The organism is Bartonella sp. W8167 (assembly GCF_016100335.1).
Taxonomy (GTDB): domain Bacteria; phylum Pseudomonadota; class Alphaproteobacteria; order Rhizobiales; family Rhizobiaceae; genus Bartonella; species Bartonella apis.
Genome location: NZ_JACFSQ010000001.1, coordinates 81,595 through 98,099 on the forward strand (window position 1 = coordinate 81,595; position 16,505 = coordinate 98,099).

Genomic DNA, 16,505 nt, shown 5'->3' on the forward strand with positions numbered 1-16,505 from the left:
TGTTGCTATCGAGAGATGGGAGTAAAAAATGTTTGAAGACCGTATTCAGAGCGAGGAATTAAGAGCAAAGATCGTCTCGGCAGACGAGGCGGCAAACCTTGTCAAAGACGGAATGGTCGTTGGTATGAGCGGCTTTACCCGCGCGGGCGACGCCAAACTTGTTCCTCATGCAATGGCAAAACGGGCGAAAAAACACCCTTTTAAAATCAGCCTGTTGACGGGCGCTTCCCTTGGTCATGACACCGACAAGATATTGAGCGAGGCAGGCGTGCTTGCCCGTCGTATGCCGTTTCAGGTTGACACTGCTTTAAGAGCGGCAATCAATCGCGGCGAGGTTATGTTTATTGACGAACATTTGTCGGAAGTGGTCGAGCAATTGCGCGCCCACCAGTTACCACCGGTCAATATTGCCATTATCGAAGCGATGATGATTCATAAAGATGGTTCGATCGTGCCGACAACATCTGTCGGCAATTCGGCAAGCTTTGCCTTGGGGGCAGATAAAATTATTATCGAACTCAATACCAGCATCAATCCGGATTTTGAAGGCATACATGATATTTATATTCCCGAAGCACGGCCGAACCGCAAGCCCGTCGGGGTAGTAAAACCGGATACGCGCATCGGCACGACATCAATCAAGGTAGATAAAAACAAGATTGCGGCCATTGTCATTTCGGATGTGCCGGATAGCCCGTCATTGATTTCGCCAGCCGATGATGCAACCAATGCCATTGCCCGCCATTTGACCGAATTTTTCTTAAAAGAAGTCGACCAGGGGCGCATGGATATGACATTAAGCCCCATTCAGGCCGGTATCGGCACCATTGCCAATGCGGTTCTGACAGGCTTTGTGAATAGCCCGTTCCATAATTTGCAAATGTATAGCGAAGTGTTGCAGGATTCGACATTCGAACTGTTCGATGCCGGCAAGCTCGATTTTGCATCGGCCTCGTCCATTACTTTGAGCGAAGCCTGTGCTGCACGTGTTTTCCCGAATATCGGGCGCTATAAGGACCGGTTGATCCTGCGGCCGCAAGAAATATCGAATTATCCGGAAATTATCCGTCGGCTCGGCATTATTGCGATCAATACGGCGCTTGAAGCCGACATTTACGGCAATGTCAACTCGACCCATGTCGGTGGCACCCATATGATGAACGGTATTGGCGGTTCGGGCGATTTTGCGAGGAATGCCTATATTTCGGTTTTTGTAACGAAATCGGTTGCCAAAGGTGGCAAGATTTCTTCCGTTGTGCCAATGGTTGCCCATGTCGATCATACAGAGCATGATGTCGATGTTCTGGTGACAGAATTGGGTTATGCCGATTTGCGCGGTCTTGCACCACGTGAACGTGCTCCGCTTATCATTGAAAAATGTGCCCATCCCGATTATCACGATATATTGCGCGATTATTTCGATCGTGCTTGCAAAACGGCCGGTGGCCAGACCCCGCATATTCTTGAAGAAGCGTTTTCGTTGCATGAAAAGTTCAAGAAAACGGGTTCAATGTTAGGATGAGTTTTGGCAGACAGGAAATACATCATCGGGGCGAATGCTTATGAAGCACCGGCACTTGAACCGGCGCTCTACCTTGTGGCAACACCGATAGGAAATCTTGGCGATATTACCTTGCGGGCAATAGAAACAATTGCCGCTGCCGATGTTCTTGCCTGCGAAGATACCAGAGTGACACGCATATTGCTTGATCGTTACGGTATTCACCAGAAGCCGATTGTCTATCAGGAACACAATGTCGAGGAAGCAGGCAGAAAACTTCTCGGCGCTCTCGAAGAGAACCAGTCGGTCGCACTGGTGAGTGATGCCGGTATGCCGCTTATTTCCGACCCCGGTTTCCGGCTGGTTGCCGAAGCGCGCGAAAAAAATATCAAAATTGTGCCCGTTCCGGGTGCTTCTGCCGCTTTGACAGCATTGATTGCAACAGGCCTACCAACCGACAGCTTTTTCTTTTCCGGCTTTCTTCCAACAAAGTCCATGCAAAGAAAAGCTCGCCTTGAAGAACTGGGCGCAATTCCTGCTTCATTGATTTTTTACGAATCCCCGCATCGCGTGTCGACAACTCTCGCTGATATGGTTGATGTTTTCGGGAAAGACCGCCGTGGTGCAATTTGTCGCGAAATGACCAAAAAATTCGAGACAGTCGATGTCGCGCCACTTTTGGAATTGAAAGAACGCTATAATGATAGCGAAAAAATACGCGGCGAAATTGTCATTATTGTCGAGCCGCCATCAAAACAGGAAGAAAAATTCGACACGGAAGAAATCGACAAGCTTCTGACCGACCTTGCTAAAGATTATCCGGCAGCAAAAGCCGCAGCAGAAGCGGCGAAAATCACAGGACACAAAAAACCGGAACTCTACAAACGCCTTTTATCGCTGAAGGATTAAGCTTTTTGAAGCGGATCAGGGGCTTTAAAAAAAAGGTTAAGGTGGCTAAAAAAAGCCCGAGTAACTGAAAAAGATGAGGGGCTCAAGAAGGCCAGAGGATAAGAAGCCCGCCTAACCGAAAAAGACAAGGGCGATGAAAAAGCTTAAGGTGGCTCGAAAGGTTCAAGTAACTGAAAAAGATGAGGGGCTCAAGAAGGCCAGAGGATATGAAGCTTGCGTAACCGAAAAAGATAAGAGGATGAAAAAGCTTAAGGTGGCTAAAAAAGCCCGAGTAGCTGAAAGAGATGAGGGGCTCAACAAATCCGTTAAATTTCTTTTCCGTCAATTTTTAAATTTTCGGCCCTCTCGCCTTTGAAATAGTTAAGGGAACGATCTAAGCACGGTATATTTTAAAAAATATTTCTGTATAAATCTTTATTCTTATGAGTAGATAGATGTGTCATTTGTCTTCCCCTTTCATGAAGAGAGATCATGAACAAAAAACGCAAGCAGAAAATATATTCACGCGGCATTTATGCTGAAAGGCTTGCGGGCTTATGGCTGCAAATGAAGGGCTATCATATTGCGGCACGCCGGTTTGAAACCCGTTTCGGCGAAATTGATATTATAGCGCGGCGTGGGCATGTTATTGCCATTGTTGAAGTGAAAGCCCGCCCCACCCTTGAAGAGGCGATGGAAGCGGTTAAACAACAGAGCAGAAAGCGCATTGACAAAGCGGCAAATGTTTTTCTTGCACGCCAGCCTGACGCTAAAAAACTGCGGCTGCGCTATGATTTGATTGCGATCAGCCCGTGGAAATTTCCCCGTCATATAGAGTCGTTCTTTCAACCGGAAAATTGAAAAACAACAAGCGGGGAAAAATAACCGGCAATTCCGGTTTGGCAAGTTCAGTTTGTTCAGCATAAACGGTGTTGTTCATAAAAGCTTCTGCAATAAATAGAGTGTAATAGCTTTAACGACGAAGAGTTCGGGAGAGGAAAAACGGTTCCATGAAAGAAACTTCGCGAGCAGACGCATTGTTGAAGAGGCACGAACGAAAAAAACATTTTGTTTTTGTCTGTCATGCGCTAGAAGGAAAAGTAACATCAAGTAGCCGGACTTTGATTTATGAGAATTGCAAGCCCGCTTGAAGAGGATTGATTATGGACGATTATGAGAAGTTCGCAACCGGTCTTATAATAGTTTTTGGTGCGCTGATTATCGGTGGCCTCTTGGCTGCCCATCTTGTTGCCATGAACCGCGCCGGTTTTATGTTTGCATTAAGCGCCGGTATTATGGGCTGGTTTTCTGCTTTCGCAATTCTGTTCGACAAGAAAAAAGCCTATCTTATTTTGATAATTCTGTCAGTTTTGTGTGTCGCTTGCTCTATCGGTATTTTTGTCCGGTGACGATCACAAAAAGTTTTATTAAAAAGGCGCCGGTTTATACCGGCGTTTTTTATTTCTATTCTTGGAATTTATTGACATAAAGAAATCTTTATGTCACTCATGACCGGCTGATATGAAAGGTTCCCCTGCTATGTCACATATTGTCGAAAAGTCATCTTCCGGTGAAGAGAAAGCCTCGGGCAAAACGCAAAATCCTGTAGAACAATTGTTCGGTCAAACAGAAAAGCCGAAAAACCGCACGGAAGAATTGCGCCAATTGGCACGCGAGCGCATTCTTATTCTTGATGGCGCGATGGGAACGCAAATCCAGTCTTTCCATTTTGACGAAGAACATTTCCGTGGCGAGCGGTTTGTGGCTTGTAGCTGCGCTCTTCAAGGCAATAACGACCTTTTGACATTGACCCAGCCGAAAGCCATTGAAGACATCCATTTGCGCTATGCTTTGGCCGGTGCCGACATTCTGGAAACCAACACATTTTCTTCAACCACCATTGCGCAGGCCGATTATGGCATGGAAAATATGGTCTATGAGCTTAATCGTGACGGCGCCCGTCTTGCGCGCCGCGCGGCTTTACGGGCCGAAGAGAAAGATGGCAAGCCGCGCTTTGTTGCCGGCTCCATTGGCCCCACCAATAAGACCGCTTCGATTTCGCCCGATGTCAACAATCCCGGTTTTCGTGCCATTACCTTTGATGAATTGCGCATTGCTTATGGCGAGCAAATCAATGCACTGATTGATGGCGGTGTTGACCTGCTTCTCATTGAAACGATCTTCGATACGCTCAATGCCAAAGCGGCTATTTTTGCTGCCAAAGAAGTTTTTGCCAAAAAAAATATCGAATTGCCGATCATGATTTCCGGCACAATTACCGATATGTCGGGGCGCACACTTTCAGGGCAGACGCCGACAGCCTTTCTTTATTCGGTTGCCCATGCCAAGCCGTTTTCTGTCGGGCTTAATTGTGCATTAGGCGCAAAGGCAATGCTTCCACTTGTGAAGGAAATGGCCGCCAATACAGAAGAACTGATTTGTGTTTATCCCAATGCCGGTTTGCCCAATGCTTTTGGCGGTTATGATGAAACGCCGGAAATTATGGCAAAAGAGCTTGGAGAATATGCGCGTGAAGGTGTCATCAATATTGTCGGTGGTTGCTGCGGGACCACGCCTGATCATATTCGCGCCATTGCCGAGGCGGTCAAACCGTTCAAACCGAGGAAGCCCAAGCCGCAGGAAAAGCTTTTGCATTTGTCGGGTCTTGAACCCTTTACACTCACTCACGATATTCCTTTCGTCAATATTGGCGAGCGTACCAATGTCACGGGGTCGGCACGGTTTCGCAAACTCATAACCAATAATGATTATACGGCTGCTCTTGATGTTGCGCGCAATCAGGTAGAAAACGGTGCGCAGGTCATCGACATCAATATGGATGAGGGGCTCATTGATTCCGTTGCGGCCATGCGCAAATTTTTAAATCTTCTTGCCGCCGAGCCTGATATTTCCCGTGTTCCCGTCATGATTGATTCATCAAAATGGGAAGTTATTGAAGCCGGTCTTCAATGTGTGCAGGGCAAATCCATCGTCAATTCGATTTCCTTGAAAGAGGGCGAGGAAAAGTTTATCGAACACGCAAAACTTGCCTCCCGTTACGGGGCGGCGGTTGTGGTGATGGCTTTTGATGAAAAAGGCCAGGCCGACACCGAACAACGCAAGGTTTCAATCTGTGAGCGGGCTTATAGAATTCTTGTCGACAAGGTCGGTTTCCCGCCTCAGGATATTATTTTTGACCCCAATATTTTTGCCATTGCAACCGGCATTGACGAACATAATAATTACGCCGTCGATTTTATCGAAGCGACCAAGGAAATTCGCAAAAAATTGCCTTATTGCCATATTTCCGGCGGGGTCTCCAATCTGTCATTCTCGTTTCGTGGCAATGAACCGGTTCGCGAGGCGATGCATTCGGTCTTCCTTTATCGGGCAATTGCCGCCGGTATGGATATGGGCATTGTCAATGCCGGACAATTGGCCGTTTACGATACAATCGAACCGAAGCTTAAAAAAGCATGTGAAGATGTGATCCTCAATAAGGACGCAGGCGCAACCGAACGCTTGCTTTCTTTGGCGGAAGAATATCGCGGCAAGGCCGGTGGCGGCGTGAAGAAAGAAAAAGACTTGAGCTGGCGACAATTGCCGGTGGAAAAGCGCCTTGAACATGCTCTCGTCAACGGCATTACCGAATATATCGACGCTGATACGGAAGAAGCACGCCAAAAAGCCGAACGCCCGCTTGATGTCATTGAAGGGCCGCTTATGGCCGGCATGAATGTGGTGGGCGACCTTTTCGGATCCGGCAAAATGTTTTTGCCTCAGGTGGTCAAATCCGCCCGCGTGATGAAGCAGGCTGTGGCCATTCTTCTTCCCTATATGGAAGAGGAAAAGCGTAAAAATGGTGGCGAAGGCCACCAGAGTGCGGGTAAAATTATTCTCGCAACTGTCAAAGGCGATGTTCACGATATTGGCAAAAACATTGTCGGCGTTGTGCTTGCCTGCAATAATTACGAGATTATCGACCTTGGGGTAATGGTTCCCGCACAAACCATTCTCGATGCGGCACGGCGTGAAAAAGCCGATGCAATCGGCCTTTCCGGCCTCATTACGCCTTCGCTTGATGAAATGGTCAATGTTGCCCATGAAATGGAAAGTCAGGGCTTCGACATTCCCTTGTTGATCGGCGGGGCAACGACAAGCCGCGTTCACACGGCCGTCAAGATCAACCCGCAATATCACCGCGGGCAGAGTGTTTATGTGCTGGATGCAAGTCGGGCAGTGGGGGTTGTTTCATCGCTCCTTTCCCCGCAGACGAAAACCGAAACAATCAAAAAAATCCGTCAGGAATATGCAAAGCTTGCCGCCGCCCATGAAAGGGGCGAACAACAAAAGACCCGCGTTTCATTAAGTGAAGCGCGCGCCAATGCACTCAAACTCGATTTCAAGAATTATAAACCGGTCAAGCCGACATTTCTTGGTGTCAAAAAATTCGACGATTGGGATCTTGCCGAACTTTCGACCTATTTTGACTGGACACCGTTTTTCCAGAGCTGGGAATTGCGCGGGCGTTATCCGGCAATTCTTGATGATGAAAAGCAGGGGGCAACGGCCCGCCAGCTTTATGACGACGCGCAAAAAATGCTTAAAAAAATCATTGCCGAAAAATGGTTCCATCCGAAAGCGGTGATCGGCTTTTGGCCGGCAAATCGCGTTGGTGATGACATACGCATTTACACCGATGAAACAAGAAAACACGAGCGGGCAACATTCTTCACTTTGCGCCAGCAATTGCAGCGGCGCGAGGGGAAGCCCAATCTTGCTCTGGCCGATTTTGTTGCGCCTGTCGGCACACCCGATTATCTTGGCGGTTTCGTGGTCACGAGCGGCTTTGGAGAGGAAAAAATTGCCGAACGTTTCAAACGCGAAAACGACGATTATTCTTCCATTCTGGTCAAAGCGCTGGCTGACCGTTTTGCCGAAGCCTTTGCTGAATGTCTGCATGAACGCGTTCGTAAAGTCTATTGGGGTTATGCGGCCGATGAAAATTCGACAAAAGAAGATCTGATTGTTGAACATTATCGCGGCATACGCCCGGCTCCGGGCTATCCCGCACAGCCTGATCATACCGAAAAAGGCACATTGTTCGAGCTTCTTGATGCGACAAAAAATACCGGTGTGAAACTTACCGAAAGTTACGCCATGTGGCCCGGCTCGTCGGTTGCCGGACTTTATTTTTCCCATCCCGACAGCTATTATTTCGGCGTTGCCAAGGTCGAACGCGATCAGGTTGAAGATTATGCCGAAAGAAAAGCAATGCCGGTGAGCGAAGTCGAACGCTGGCTTGGCCCGATCTTGAATTACGAGGTTAAAAGAGAAAAATGAAACTAGGTTTTATCGGTACAGGAACCATTGCCTCGGCTATGGTGGAAGGCTTGATGAAGAGCAATCTTCCGGTGGAACAAATTACGGTTTCACCCCGAAATGCCGACCGCGCGGCAGAGCTTTCCAAACGCTTTGACAAGGTGAAAATCGGCAAAGACAATCAGGATGTAATCGACCAAAGCGATGATGTTTTCATTTGTTTAAGAAGCCAGATTGCCGAGGAAGAACTAAAAAAGCTCGATTTTTCTAAAGCCAAAACAGTTATTTCGGTTATTGCCATGGCAACGGCAACCGAGACCGAAAAATGGATTGGCAAAAAGGTTTTTCGCGCCGTACCGCTTCCCTTTGTTGCGGAAGCCAAAGGTATGACAGCAATTTATCCCGATAATCCGGAATTGAAGAAAATTTTCAATGCGATGGGTGGGGCAATTGCCGTCAAGGATGAAAGCCAGTTTGCCTTGATGATGACGGCCGGTTCTCTGATGGGCGTCTATTTCAATTTCATCGAAACAGCAAACCGGTGGTTAGAGAAAAACGGGCTTGATGAAAGCCAGTCGGCACCGTTTCTTGCCTCTATGTTTGGCAATCTTGCCGACGAGGCAAGGAAAGCCAATAAGCCCGATTTTACCGCTTTGGAAGCCGAATATTCGACCAAGAAAGGCACGAACGAACTGGTCTCCGAATATTTCACCGATCATGGTGGCAGAGAAGCCTTAACCGGCGGCCTTGATGAAGCGTTCAAGCGTATCAAAGGTAAGTGAGGCGCTTAAAAGCAATCACCTACCGCCGAGAAATGATTGTAAGTTCAAAACAATGCCCGTGCGTTAAAGCTTACGGGCATAGAAAAAGCCGGTCACGCAATCGACAGAAATTTTGCGCGGTTCGAGAAGGTTAATCTGAAACGTGAAAATTTGGCAAAATTTTCTTCTTCATCTAAGCTTGTAGCTACGAAATAAGAAAAGTTTGCAATGCACTAAAATGCAAACACTTCAATAGAAAAATATTATATTCGTAATTGTTCTTGATATATAAAATAAATAAGTTTAAATATTGTTCATTTATAGATAGTTTTTACTTTTTATGTATATCTTATTCGTTTTCTTAAATGAGAAAGATTTATTTGGATAGGACAGCAAAAATCGTCAATTAAAAATTTCTTTTACGACTCTTGTACTTTTAATGACGTTCTAGCATTGCTAACATGAATGCAAGATGGATGTTCTTAACCTATTGGCTTTTTATGAGATATGCAAGGAGCCCGCTAAAAATAGGTTTTTTGAAAAATATCGTAATTATGGTTAAAAATAAATTTTAACAATATTATTATTGATTGATATTATTACATTGATTAATATGAATAAGAAGTAATATCAATAAATATTAGATAATTATCAAATCGTATTTTTATGTCTGGATGTTTTGTACGAATTTTTATAACTATTTTTATAATGCTAAATTTTACGACTATAGCGTTTCCAGAGTTTGTCAGCTATTCACCGTTTTTTTGGAATACTGATACACCGTCAGTTGCCTTTTTGCATGGTGAATTGAAACTTAGCTCTTATTCATCTCTACTTAAACTTCTTAACGATCATCCCAACGTCAAAATTATAGCTCTTTCAAGCCCTGGTGGATATGTTAATGAAGGATTAAAGATAGCCGATGAAATACATAAAAATCATATGACCACTTGGGTTCCGAAAAATGCAGAGTGTTCATCAGCATGTTCGTTTATTTTTTTTGCTGGGATAGAACGTAGACTTGATGGACGTCTAGGTGTTCATCAATTAAGTGGCGTTAATGATATCGAATATGCGCAATTAAATGTTGCCGATATATTAACACAGCTTAATAACTACGGAGTTGATCCCAGAATCTTTCCGATCATGTTAAAAACATCTGCTGACCAGATTTATTATTTTAATGATAACGAAAAACGTGAATTTCAATTTGATACACGTGATGTAAACGCTCAATCAAAAATTCGGAGCTCGCTCGAAAAAGAAGAGCAAGCAAAAAACTTTGTTATTTCTCTCGTATTATATTCTGGCACGCCTTCTTTGGAACGATTGAAAAGTCTTTATTTAGAAAAAGTAGAATACTATGGTAAAATTGTTTCCAGAGATGATGTAATTAACGATAAAAAACACTTCTTTCATAATTGGCCGGAACGAAAAAATAGCGTAAAAATCGAAACTGTTAAAGTAACCTGTAATCGCGAAAATTTTTGTTCAGTCACGGGCGAGTTTACATGGCTGGTTTCTAATCAGAGGAACCGAATGGGTCTCAGTGGCCGATCAGAGTTTTTTTATAGGATATTGATAACAGATAATCTTTTGATAGCCAGTGAAAGCAACAAAAGAATTAAATAACAGCACGGCTATTGATAAAGGTAATTGATATTGACGATGGTTATCCAAATTTCAGTTTTAAACAAGCATTACAATTAACGGTCTAACCAATATATTGAGAATTGCCTTCAATGGGGAAAGTAATTTTTTCGCCCGCTATCGGAATAGCAATAATGTCCGCCTCTGGGGCCAACGCAATAGGTTCCCGATCGGCAAGAACAATTTCCCGATGATGGTTCCATGAAAGACGGGCTACTTTCCAAAGATTGGCGGTTTGTTGCACGGCCGCCCATATAGGCCGAACAATCTTTGGTCGATGCGCTGGTTGAACCGTCATTACAGACAAAGGTTCTGCCAACACAATGGGAAATGCCGCCTTTCCGGCCTGAACACGGTGTATTTGCCGCAGCAAGCTCCGGAAGCGAAGCGTTGAGAAAAATGAAAATCAGCAAAATATATTTCACATACGGTTCCCTCGTGCGATCATCGTAATACTTGAGATAATTTTTTTGCAATTAATTTCCATTTTGACGGGAGAAAAGCGGGACTATCGCCAAACTTGCTCAATAATGCGGTCGCTATTTCCGGCAATCCTCCAGCTTCACTCCCCTGAAACGGTTTTCAAAGTGGATTTTCAGCAAACATTTTTTCTTGTCTCTGCCAGATCTCAAAGCGGGCAAGTTGTTGAAACATTTTTGTTAAAAATCCGTCTCTTAGTCTGTGGCGGTGCCTCACAAAAAAATCGTAGTCTTTTCACTCTCGTGGCTCTTTACCGAAAACCGTACTTCTTTATTACAAGCTTCTTGACCGAAAACCGTTTCACACTTTTCGGGAAGCATATGTGCCTTTTCGGGGGGGGGGCGCTTAAAACCTTTTTTGGGAAGTATGTGTGCCTTTTCGGAAGTTGATCGAGACACTTTTCGGCAAGCATTTCCAACTTTTTGGGAAATGTGTTTTGCTTTATAAGCACGGCTTTGAATGTTGACGGTAGCGTGGCGAAGATTAGCTTTTCGAGGCTCGAAGATGAACAGAAGATTAACAAAAAGTTCAGGATAAGTTCAGCTAACAAAGCGTATGATGTGTTTCAAGAATCGTTAAAAGGATATCTCGCATGAGAAAACTGATTGTTCTTCTTTTAAGCCTTGCAATGACAGTGCCGCTTTTTGGTGCACTTTCTGCTAAGGCTGATGTTTATCCTGTCATCATCATTGATAACGGCCATCATCATCATTATGACCGCTATCATCACCACTATCCGCCGCATCGGCGCTATTTCGAGCACCGGCACTTCTATCCGGCTCCGCCGCCCCCGCCACCCTATTATGGCCCCCATTTCGGCCCGCATGGTCCCCATTATGGTCCGCGGCCCTGGCACCCGCATCCTCATTGGTATTGATAGGTTGTCGTAAGATAATCATAAACCGGAACCCCGATAAAAGCCCGTTTGGCAACACACGCCGGACGGGTTTTTTATTGTTTTCCTGAATTTTGCATCTTACACTTTTCCGCGTGAGCCCGGATCGTCCGGTTTTAAACGTGGCAAGTCTTGCCCCTGTTTTGAAGGGTGACATGAAAAGACCGTGCGGGTGATTGAATGGGGCAGGGCAGATTTAAGGAAATGACCGGCGAGATTTTACGCCACCTTCCAATGCTGGGCAAATTTCCGATATTGCGTCAAAGCCGTTATCATATGATAAAAAATGGAAGCTGGAACATCTTCGGCAATGGCGCGGCCGTTTTCCGAAATAAGGTCAATCCATAAACCTTTGGGGGCGGCGTCGATATGCCACCGGAAAAGCCTTCCCACACGCGCTTCTATTTCAGGTTTCAGATCCGGCCCGTCATTGCCATCAAGCGCAAGCGCTGCTTTGATCGCTTCGGTTTGCGGCCAGCTTCTCGAATTGGTGTCGATTGGCATTCCGTGGCGCGAAATTGTGTTATAGGCAAGCCCCGTCTTGCGGTTCAAACCATTGGCAATCGCTGAGGCATAAAGCTTTTTGGCAAGTTTTATAACGCTGCGGTCATTGGTTTTTTTGGAAAAATCGACAAGCAGCGACGACCATTCAAAATGGTGACCGGGTTCGCAAATGTCACCATCGGGAGCGGGAGCTCTCTGCCAATCCTTGTCATAATATTCGGCAAGGGTCCAGCTATCTTCATCAAAGAAATGTTCCTTGAAAAGGTCGACAATGCGTTCTGCCCGTTCAAGATAATCTCTGTCACCAGTCACATCATACCAGGCCATGAAACTTTCAAACAAATGCATATGCGGGTTGGAACGGCGAAATGTTTTCTCTCCGTCGGCTTTGGCATTTTCAAAAAAGCCCTTGCCTTCTTTATCGGCAAGATGAAGGTCGATAAAAGAAAAGGTTTCCATAGCAAGCGGCAAGGCTTTTTTATTGCCGACACGATGGGCGTGCGCAAGTGCCAACAACACACAAGCCTGATCGTAACTGTCTTCGGTTGCGTTGAGAACCTTGCCATCTTGTGAAAGCTGCAAAACCCAACCACCGCGGTCTGTTCTGCCATTTTTGCCAATAAATTCAAGGCCGTGGTCAATCAGCTCTTTATAAGGGCCGTCCCAGCCCATTTCACCGGCCATGGCAAAAGCATAAATCTGGCGTGCCATTGTGCGCATGCGTTTGGCGCGCAATACCGGCATTCCGTCAAAACCCAAGGCTTCATAAAAGCCGCCTTTTTCGTCAACCCCGCGGGTTGACCAAAGCGGCAGCGCCTCATCAAAAAGCCAATGCTCGACACGGGTGAGATAGGCACCGCTTTGCGGTATTTTATCGGCGGCAGGGGTGAATTTGGTTTCAAGCCTTCCGGCTTTTTCAAGTGTTGCCACCACGTCGCGCACATTCTGGCTTTCTTTGACGGGAGCCACAAAAGTTGCGTCCGTTGTCGCAACAACCGCCATATTGTGAAGCCCGACAGCCGATAGTAACCCCGCTTCCGAGCGCAAATAGCTGCCATGGCAATTGATCGCCACAACATCGCCCATAATCACATTGCCGTTCTCATCTGGCGGTGTGGGGCTTGATTGCTGGTTCAAAAGCGATTGCCACGAACCGAGATCATTCCAGTGAAAGCGGGCGGGCACGAGCGCAATGTCTTTGACATGCTCCATAATGGCATAATCGACAGAGTCAGAAGGAATGGCCGCATAAAGCTCGTAATTTAGCCATGTGCCCGATATGTCTGTATGGGCGGTTTCCAGTGCCTCGACAGTCTTCTTCCAGATTTCCGGCTGGAATTCGAGAAAGGCTTTTTTCATAGTTTCCGCAGAAAAAAGGAATATTCCCGAATTCCATAAAAAATTGCCCGACTGCAAATATTTTTTGGCCGTTTCAATATCCGGCTTTTCAACAAAGCGGATAACGTCATAAACGCCGTTTTTTTCTTGTCCTGTTTCGACATAGCCATAGCCGGTTTCGGGCTTATCCGGATGAATTCCGAAAACCACAATGCGGCCGCTCCTCGCGGCTTCTTCCCCTTCATGAATGGTTTTCCAAAAATCGTCATCGGTTGAAATTTCATGGTCAGACGGAGCAACGAGAATGAGCCTGTCACCATATTCGGCAAGGGTGATTGCTGTTGCCAAAGCAACAGCCGCCGCCGTATTTCGCCCCAAAGGTTCAAAAATCGGGCGTCCGCCATTTAATGGCAATCCGGCAATATCATGGCGCAAACGGTATTCATGAGCTTCCGAGGCAATGAGAAAAATCGGCCCGTGGCCGCTTGTCCGTGCGTTCATGCGCTTGACAGTGCCGGATACCATCGAGCCTTTGCCGGAAAGGTCATGAAACTGTTTTGGAAAATCTTCGCGCGATAATGGCCAAAGGCGGGTGCCAACACCGCCACTCATAATAAAACTGATGATCTTTTCGGCCATTTTTTCTTTTCCGGCTTGAACTTAAAAAGCATATTCTTGCTATCGCTTTTCAAGGGTTTAGGTCAAGTGAATGCCGCCCGTCGCCTAAAAAATAATAAAACTGTTAAAATGAAAATCATTAAAATGGAGCCCGATAGTGCGCGACTTTCCAATCGATGAGGCGATGGCTCAGGGAACCGGCATATATTTTTAAAACCGGCCTTTGATTGCCCCCCTGTGATCTTTGGCCGATTGGATAAACGAGAACAGCACCGAAATGCTCACAAAACAGGAAAAGAGGAAAAATCGGCCAAACTTGCGACAGGAAGTTCGTGAGGTGGGAAGAAAACAATTTAAAGCGGCAAAAACCGTCGCGTCACCGGAGAAAAATCACGCTTTGGAGAAAAATTTTCAAGAACAAGATATTAAAACGCTGGCGGGCGAGGGGACGAAAGCGGATGAGAGGGAAAAACAGATCAGGAAAAGGCAATTGCGAGCAGAGGAAGAAAGGGGGAACAGACAGGAAATGAATAATTGTTGAGCGGGTTTTTTTAAAAAACACTTGCGAGAAGTCTGTCATAACGGTATAAGCCCGCCAACACCAGTTAGTCGGAGTGTAGCGCAGACTGGTAGCGCACCTCGTTCGGGACGAGGGGGTCGGAGGTTCAAATCCTCTCACTCCGACCATTTTTCATTAAAAGTTATTTTTAAACGACAAAACGTCGAGTTTTCAAAATTCAAAACATCGAAAAAACGATAATGCTTTGCGCATGATTTTGTTGTGCTTTGCGCGTGGTTTTATCGTCTATGATTGTTTTAAAAGTCAGGGTTCATAAGTCTCAACCGCGGCAATTGAAATGCCCGCGCTCGAATAAAATGCCCCGCCCAAATAAGATGATTACCAGAACGACCGGATATTTTATTAATATTTTAATGGAAAAGCACAAGCTGAAGATGACATGCGGCGCTTATAATAAAATGTTTCTGGTCAATTGCAGTTGCAGCCAGAATAACAGGCGATTCGGTGAAAATATTAGGCTCTCTCTATAACACTACGTGTAAGATGGCAGTTGATAGAAATCACCAAGGTAAGGGATTAGGGGCTGCGCTTTTGCACAATGCCCTTCTTTTGGTCATTTCCTCTTCTCAACTTGTTGTTTTCCGCGCCAATGTCGTTGATGGAGTGGGCGAAAAAGCCAAGAGGTTTTATGAACATTCTGGATTTTTCCCAATAAAAAGAATAGATATGAAACTTATTCTTTCTACCGCCGATATTCTTAAATCATTGGAAGCTTGTGATGGCAGGGATTGCTGTTAGCTAATTGCTTTACGTCTTTCGGGACGGAAAATAGGTTTAATTATTTTTCTTTTTTCACATTTGGTTATATGAAAAATCGGGAAAACAAAGCGGTTTCAAGCAAAAGGGAACCCAAGCGTGTGCCTTTATCATGTTTCAGGTCTGCGTTGATTTGCGTTTTATCAACTCATTGAAAAATAATTAGAAAAGTTCATCAATAATGAGAATTTAATTCTCATGAAAAAGCGGATTTTGCAGTTGAACTGAAAAGGAAGTGCTGCTTGAAACCGACATTCATCAATCGCATATAATTTATATAAAATGTTCGTTCGGGCTATTCGTCTGAGCGATTTTTTAATTGACTCTTTTTAGAAAAATAAGAACAATACGAGAACAAAAATGGAGTCGCGTAAAGTGAGCAAAGCTGTTTCGAACGATAGTTGTGAAGACGATATTGATGGCCTCATTGCAGCCTATGACGGGGATGCAAAAGCCCTCATTAGAGCTTTGCTTGAAGAACGGAAAATGCTTATCCACCAAATCGAACTTGCGGCTTCTGCTATGTCTGTCGGCTATGGTCGGGGGTGGAAACCGAAACTACCAATCGAATAGATTGGCCGTTTTATCTTTGTGCCGCTTAAGCCCCGCGTTAGAGTTTTGTCTTTTATTTTTGTTTCAGGGCCGGTTTAGCTGGTGCATGAAGAATGGTTGCGAAGACTTGGTTATGAACTGAACTTTCTTCTCAAAAGGCTTATGACGCTATCGATAATCGCGACACCCAAGGCCCCGCATAAAAAACCGGCAAGGCCAAGAAATTTTTCCGGCACAACATAGGAACCGTCAATCAAGTCGAATTTATCAAGCAGATGAGAAAGAGTATTGGCGGCAAGCTCTGCTCCGTAAATGGCACATAAAGCACCACCAACCCATTCCATTACGCGTTGCGGCCATTTTTTTGGTGCGCCATTAAGCTGGCTTAAAAAACTGCCACATGCACCGGCAAGAGCAAGAAGCCCGAACCTGACAAGATAAGCAAGCCAGTCGGGTGGGGGATTGTTTTCAGACATTTGATTATTCCATGAAAGGCGCGAAGCGTTGTTCAATTATTGCTCGCTCTCACAAATTAGTCGGCTAATGTTATGATAAGCGGGTGCGAGCTGTGCCGACAGAGAGGGACAAGAACTTCGATAAGTCGAAGATGTTTGCAATTCTCCGGGAGATAGAATGCCGGCGGGATTTTTCATCAATGAT

General features: G+C 45.5%; 14 protein-coding genes and 1 tRNA gene. 12 read left to right on the plus strand and 3 right to left on the minus strand.

The annotated features are described in order from the left end of the window. Positions 1–28 precede the first annotated feature (28 nt). The 8 genes from H3V12_RS00205 (at position 29) to H3V12_RS00240 (ending at position 10,104) form a co-directional block, all read left to right on the plus strand. Complete coding sequence (locus tag H3V12_RS00205) at positions 29–1,522, plus strand: succinate CoA transferase (protein WP_198211887.1); 1,494 nt, start codon at positions 29–31, stop codon at positions 1,520–1,522. Between the two features lie 3 nt (positions 1,523–1,525). Further along, entirely contained in the window at positions 1,526–2,410 is an 885-nt protein-coding gene (gene rsmI, locus H3V12_RS00210) for a 16S rRNA (cytidine(1402)-2'-O)-methyltransferase (RefSeq protein WP_198211889.1), read from the plus strand. Positions 2,411–2,543: 133 nt separating this feature from the next. Beyond that, a complete protein-coding gene (locus H3V12_RS00215) occupies positions 2,544–2,765 on the plus strand; it encodes a hypothetical protein (protein ID WP_198211891.1) in 222 nt (73 codons plus the stop codon). Positions 2,766–2,881: 116 nt separating this feature from the next. Further along, positions 2,882–3,250 (plus strand): YraN family protein, encoded by a 369-nt coding sequence (locus tag H3V12_RS00220; RefSeq protein WP_198211893.1) that lies wholly within the window; start codon positions 2,882–2,884, stop codon positions 3,248–3,250. A gap of 302 nt (positions 3,251–3,552) precedes the next feature. Further along, positions 3,553–3,798, plus strand: coding sequence for a hypothetical protein (locus H3V12_RS00225; protein ID WP_077972485.1), 246 nt, complete (start codon positions 3,553–3,555; stop codon positions 3,796–3,798). A gap of 130 nt (positions 3,799–3,928) precedes the next feature. Next, complete coding sequence (gene metH / locus H3V12_RS00230; protein WP_198211900.1) at positions 3,929–7,732, plus strand: methionine synthase; 3,804 nt, start codon at positions 3,929–3,931, stop codon at positions 7,730–7,732. Then, positions 7,729–8,493 (plus strand): pyrroline-5-carboxylate reductase, encoded by a 765-nt coding sequence (locus H3V12_RS00235; protein ID WP_198211902.1) that lies wholly within the window; start codon positions 7,729–7,731, stop codon positions 8,491–8,493. Before metH ends, H3V12_RS00235 begins: the two co-directional genes overlap by 4 nt. 645 nt (positions 8,494–9,138) lie before the next feature. Next, a complete protein-coding gene (locus H3V12_RS00240; protein WP_198211904.1) occupies positions 9,139–10,104 on the plus strand; it encodes a hypothetical protein in 966 nt (321 codons plus the stop codon). A 107-nt stretch (positions 10,105–10,211) separates the two neighbouring features. Here the strand turns inward: H3V12_RS00240 and H3V12_RS00245 are convergent, their stop codons facing one another. Continuing rightward, a complete protein-coding gene (locus H3V12_RS00245; RefSeq protein ID WP_343211705.1) occupies positions 10,212–10,547 on the minus strand; it encodes a hypothetical protein in 336 nt (111 codons plus the stop codon). 647 nt (positions 10,548–11,194) lie between these two features. Between H3V12_RS00245 and H3V12_RS00250 the strand changes: the two genes are divergently transcribed. Then, positions 11,195–11,479 carry a hypothetical protein gene (locus H3V12_RS00250; protein ID WP_198211906.1) on the plus strand — a complete coding sequence of 95 codons (285 nt, stop codon included), beginning with the start codon at positions 11,195–11,197 and terminating at the stop codon, positions 11,477–11,479. A gap of 237 nt (positions 11,480–11,716) precedes the next feature. Here H3V12_RS00250 and H3V12_RS00255 read toward each other — a convergent pair whose 3' ends face one another. Beyond that, entirely contained in the window at positions 11,717–13,978 is a 2,262-nt protein-coding gene (locus tag H3V12_RS00255) for an AGE family epimerase/isomerase (protein ID WP_198211908.1), read from the minus strand. 589 nt (positions 13,979–14,567) lie between these two features. Between H3V12_RS00255 and H3V12_RS00260 the strand changes: the two genes are divergently transcribed. The 3 genes from H3V12_RS00260 to H3V12_RS00270 all read left to right on the plus strand — a co-directional run bounded on the left by H3V12_RS00260 (position 14,568) and on the right by H3V12_RS00270 (position 15,866). Beyond that, positions 14,568–14,644: transfer RNA gene (locus H3V12_RS00260), tRNA-Pro, on the plus strand. A gap of 376 nt (positions 14,645–15,020) precedes the next feature. Next, positions 15,021–15,275 (plus strand): GNAT family N-acetyltransferase, encoded by a 255-nt coding sequence (locus tag H3V12_RS00265; RefSeq protein WP_198215816.1) that lies wholly within the window; start codon positions 15,021–15,023, stop codon positions 15,273–15,275. 393 nt (positions 15,276–15,668) lie between these two features. Beyond that, entirely contained in the window at positions 15,669–15,866 is a 198-nt protein-coding gene (locus H3V12_RS00270; protein WP_246787449.1) for a hypothetical protein, read from the plus strand. 110 nt (positions 15,867–15,976) lie between these two features. On the opposite strand, the gene H3V12_RS00275 is transcribed toward H3V12_RS00270, so the two are convergent. Next, a complete protein-coding gene (locus tag H3V12_RS00275; protein WP_198211914.1) occupies positions 15,977–16,321 on the minus strand; it encodes a hypothetical protein in 345 nt (114 codons plus the stop codon). Between the last annotated feature and the right edge of the window lie 184 nt (positions 16,322–16,505).

Coding starts and splice junctions, on each gene's coding strand:
- H3V12_RS00205 (WP_198211887.1), top strand. CDS start 29: ATGTTTGAAGACCGTATTCAGAGCGAGGAATTAAGAGCAAAGATCGTC.
- H3V12_RS00215 (WP_198211891.1), top strand. CDS start 2,544: ATGAAAAAGCTTAAGGTGGCTCGAAAGGTTCAAGTAACTGAAAAAGAT.
- H3V12_RS00220 (WP_198211893.1), top strand. CDS start 2,882: ATGAACAAAAAACGCAAGCAGAAAATATATTCACGCGGCATTTATGCT.
- H3V12_RS00225 (WP_077972485.1), top strand. CDS start 3,553: ATGGACGATTATGAGAAGTTCGCAACCGGTCTTATAATAGTTTTTGGT.
- metH (WP_198211900.1), top strand. CDS start 3,929: ATGTCACATATTGTCGAAAAGTCATCTTCCGGTGAAGAGAAAGCCTCG.
- H3V12_RS00235 (WP_198211902.1), top strand. CDS start 7,729: ATGAAACTAGGTTTTATCGGTACAGGAACCATTGCCTCGGCTATGGTG.
- H3V12_RS00240 (WP_198211904.1), top strand. CDS start 9,139: ATGTCTGGATGTTTTGTACGAATTTTTATAACTATTTTTATAATGCTA.
- H3V12_RS00250 (WP_198211906.1), top strand. CDS start 11,195: ATGAGAAAACTGATTGTTCTTCTTTTAAGCCTTGCAATGACAGTGCCG.
- H3V12_RS00255 (WP_198211908.1), bottom strand. CDS start 13,978: ATGGCCGAAAAGATCATCAGTTTTATTATGAGTGGCGGTGTTGGCACC.
- H3V12_RS00265 (WP_198215816.1), top strand. CDS start 15,021: ATGGCAGTTGATAGAAATCACCAAGGTAAGGGATTAGGGGCTGCGCTT.
- H3V12_RS00275 (WP_198211914.1), bottom strand. CDS start 16,321: ATGTCTGAAAACAATCCCCCACCCGACTGGCTTGCTTATCTTGTCAGG.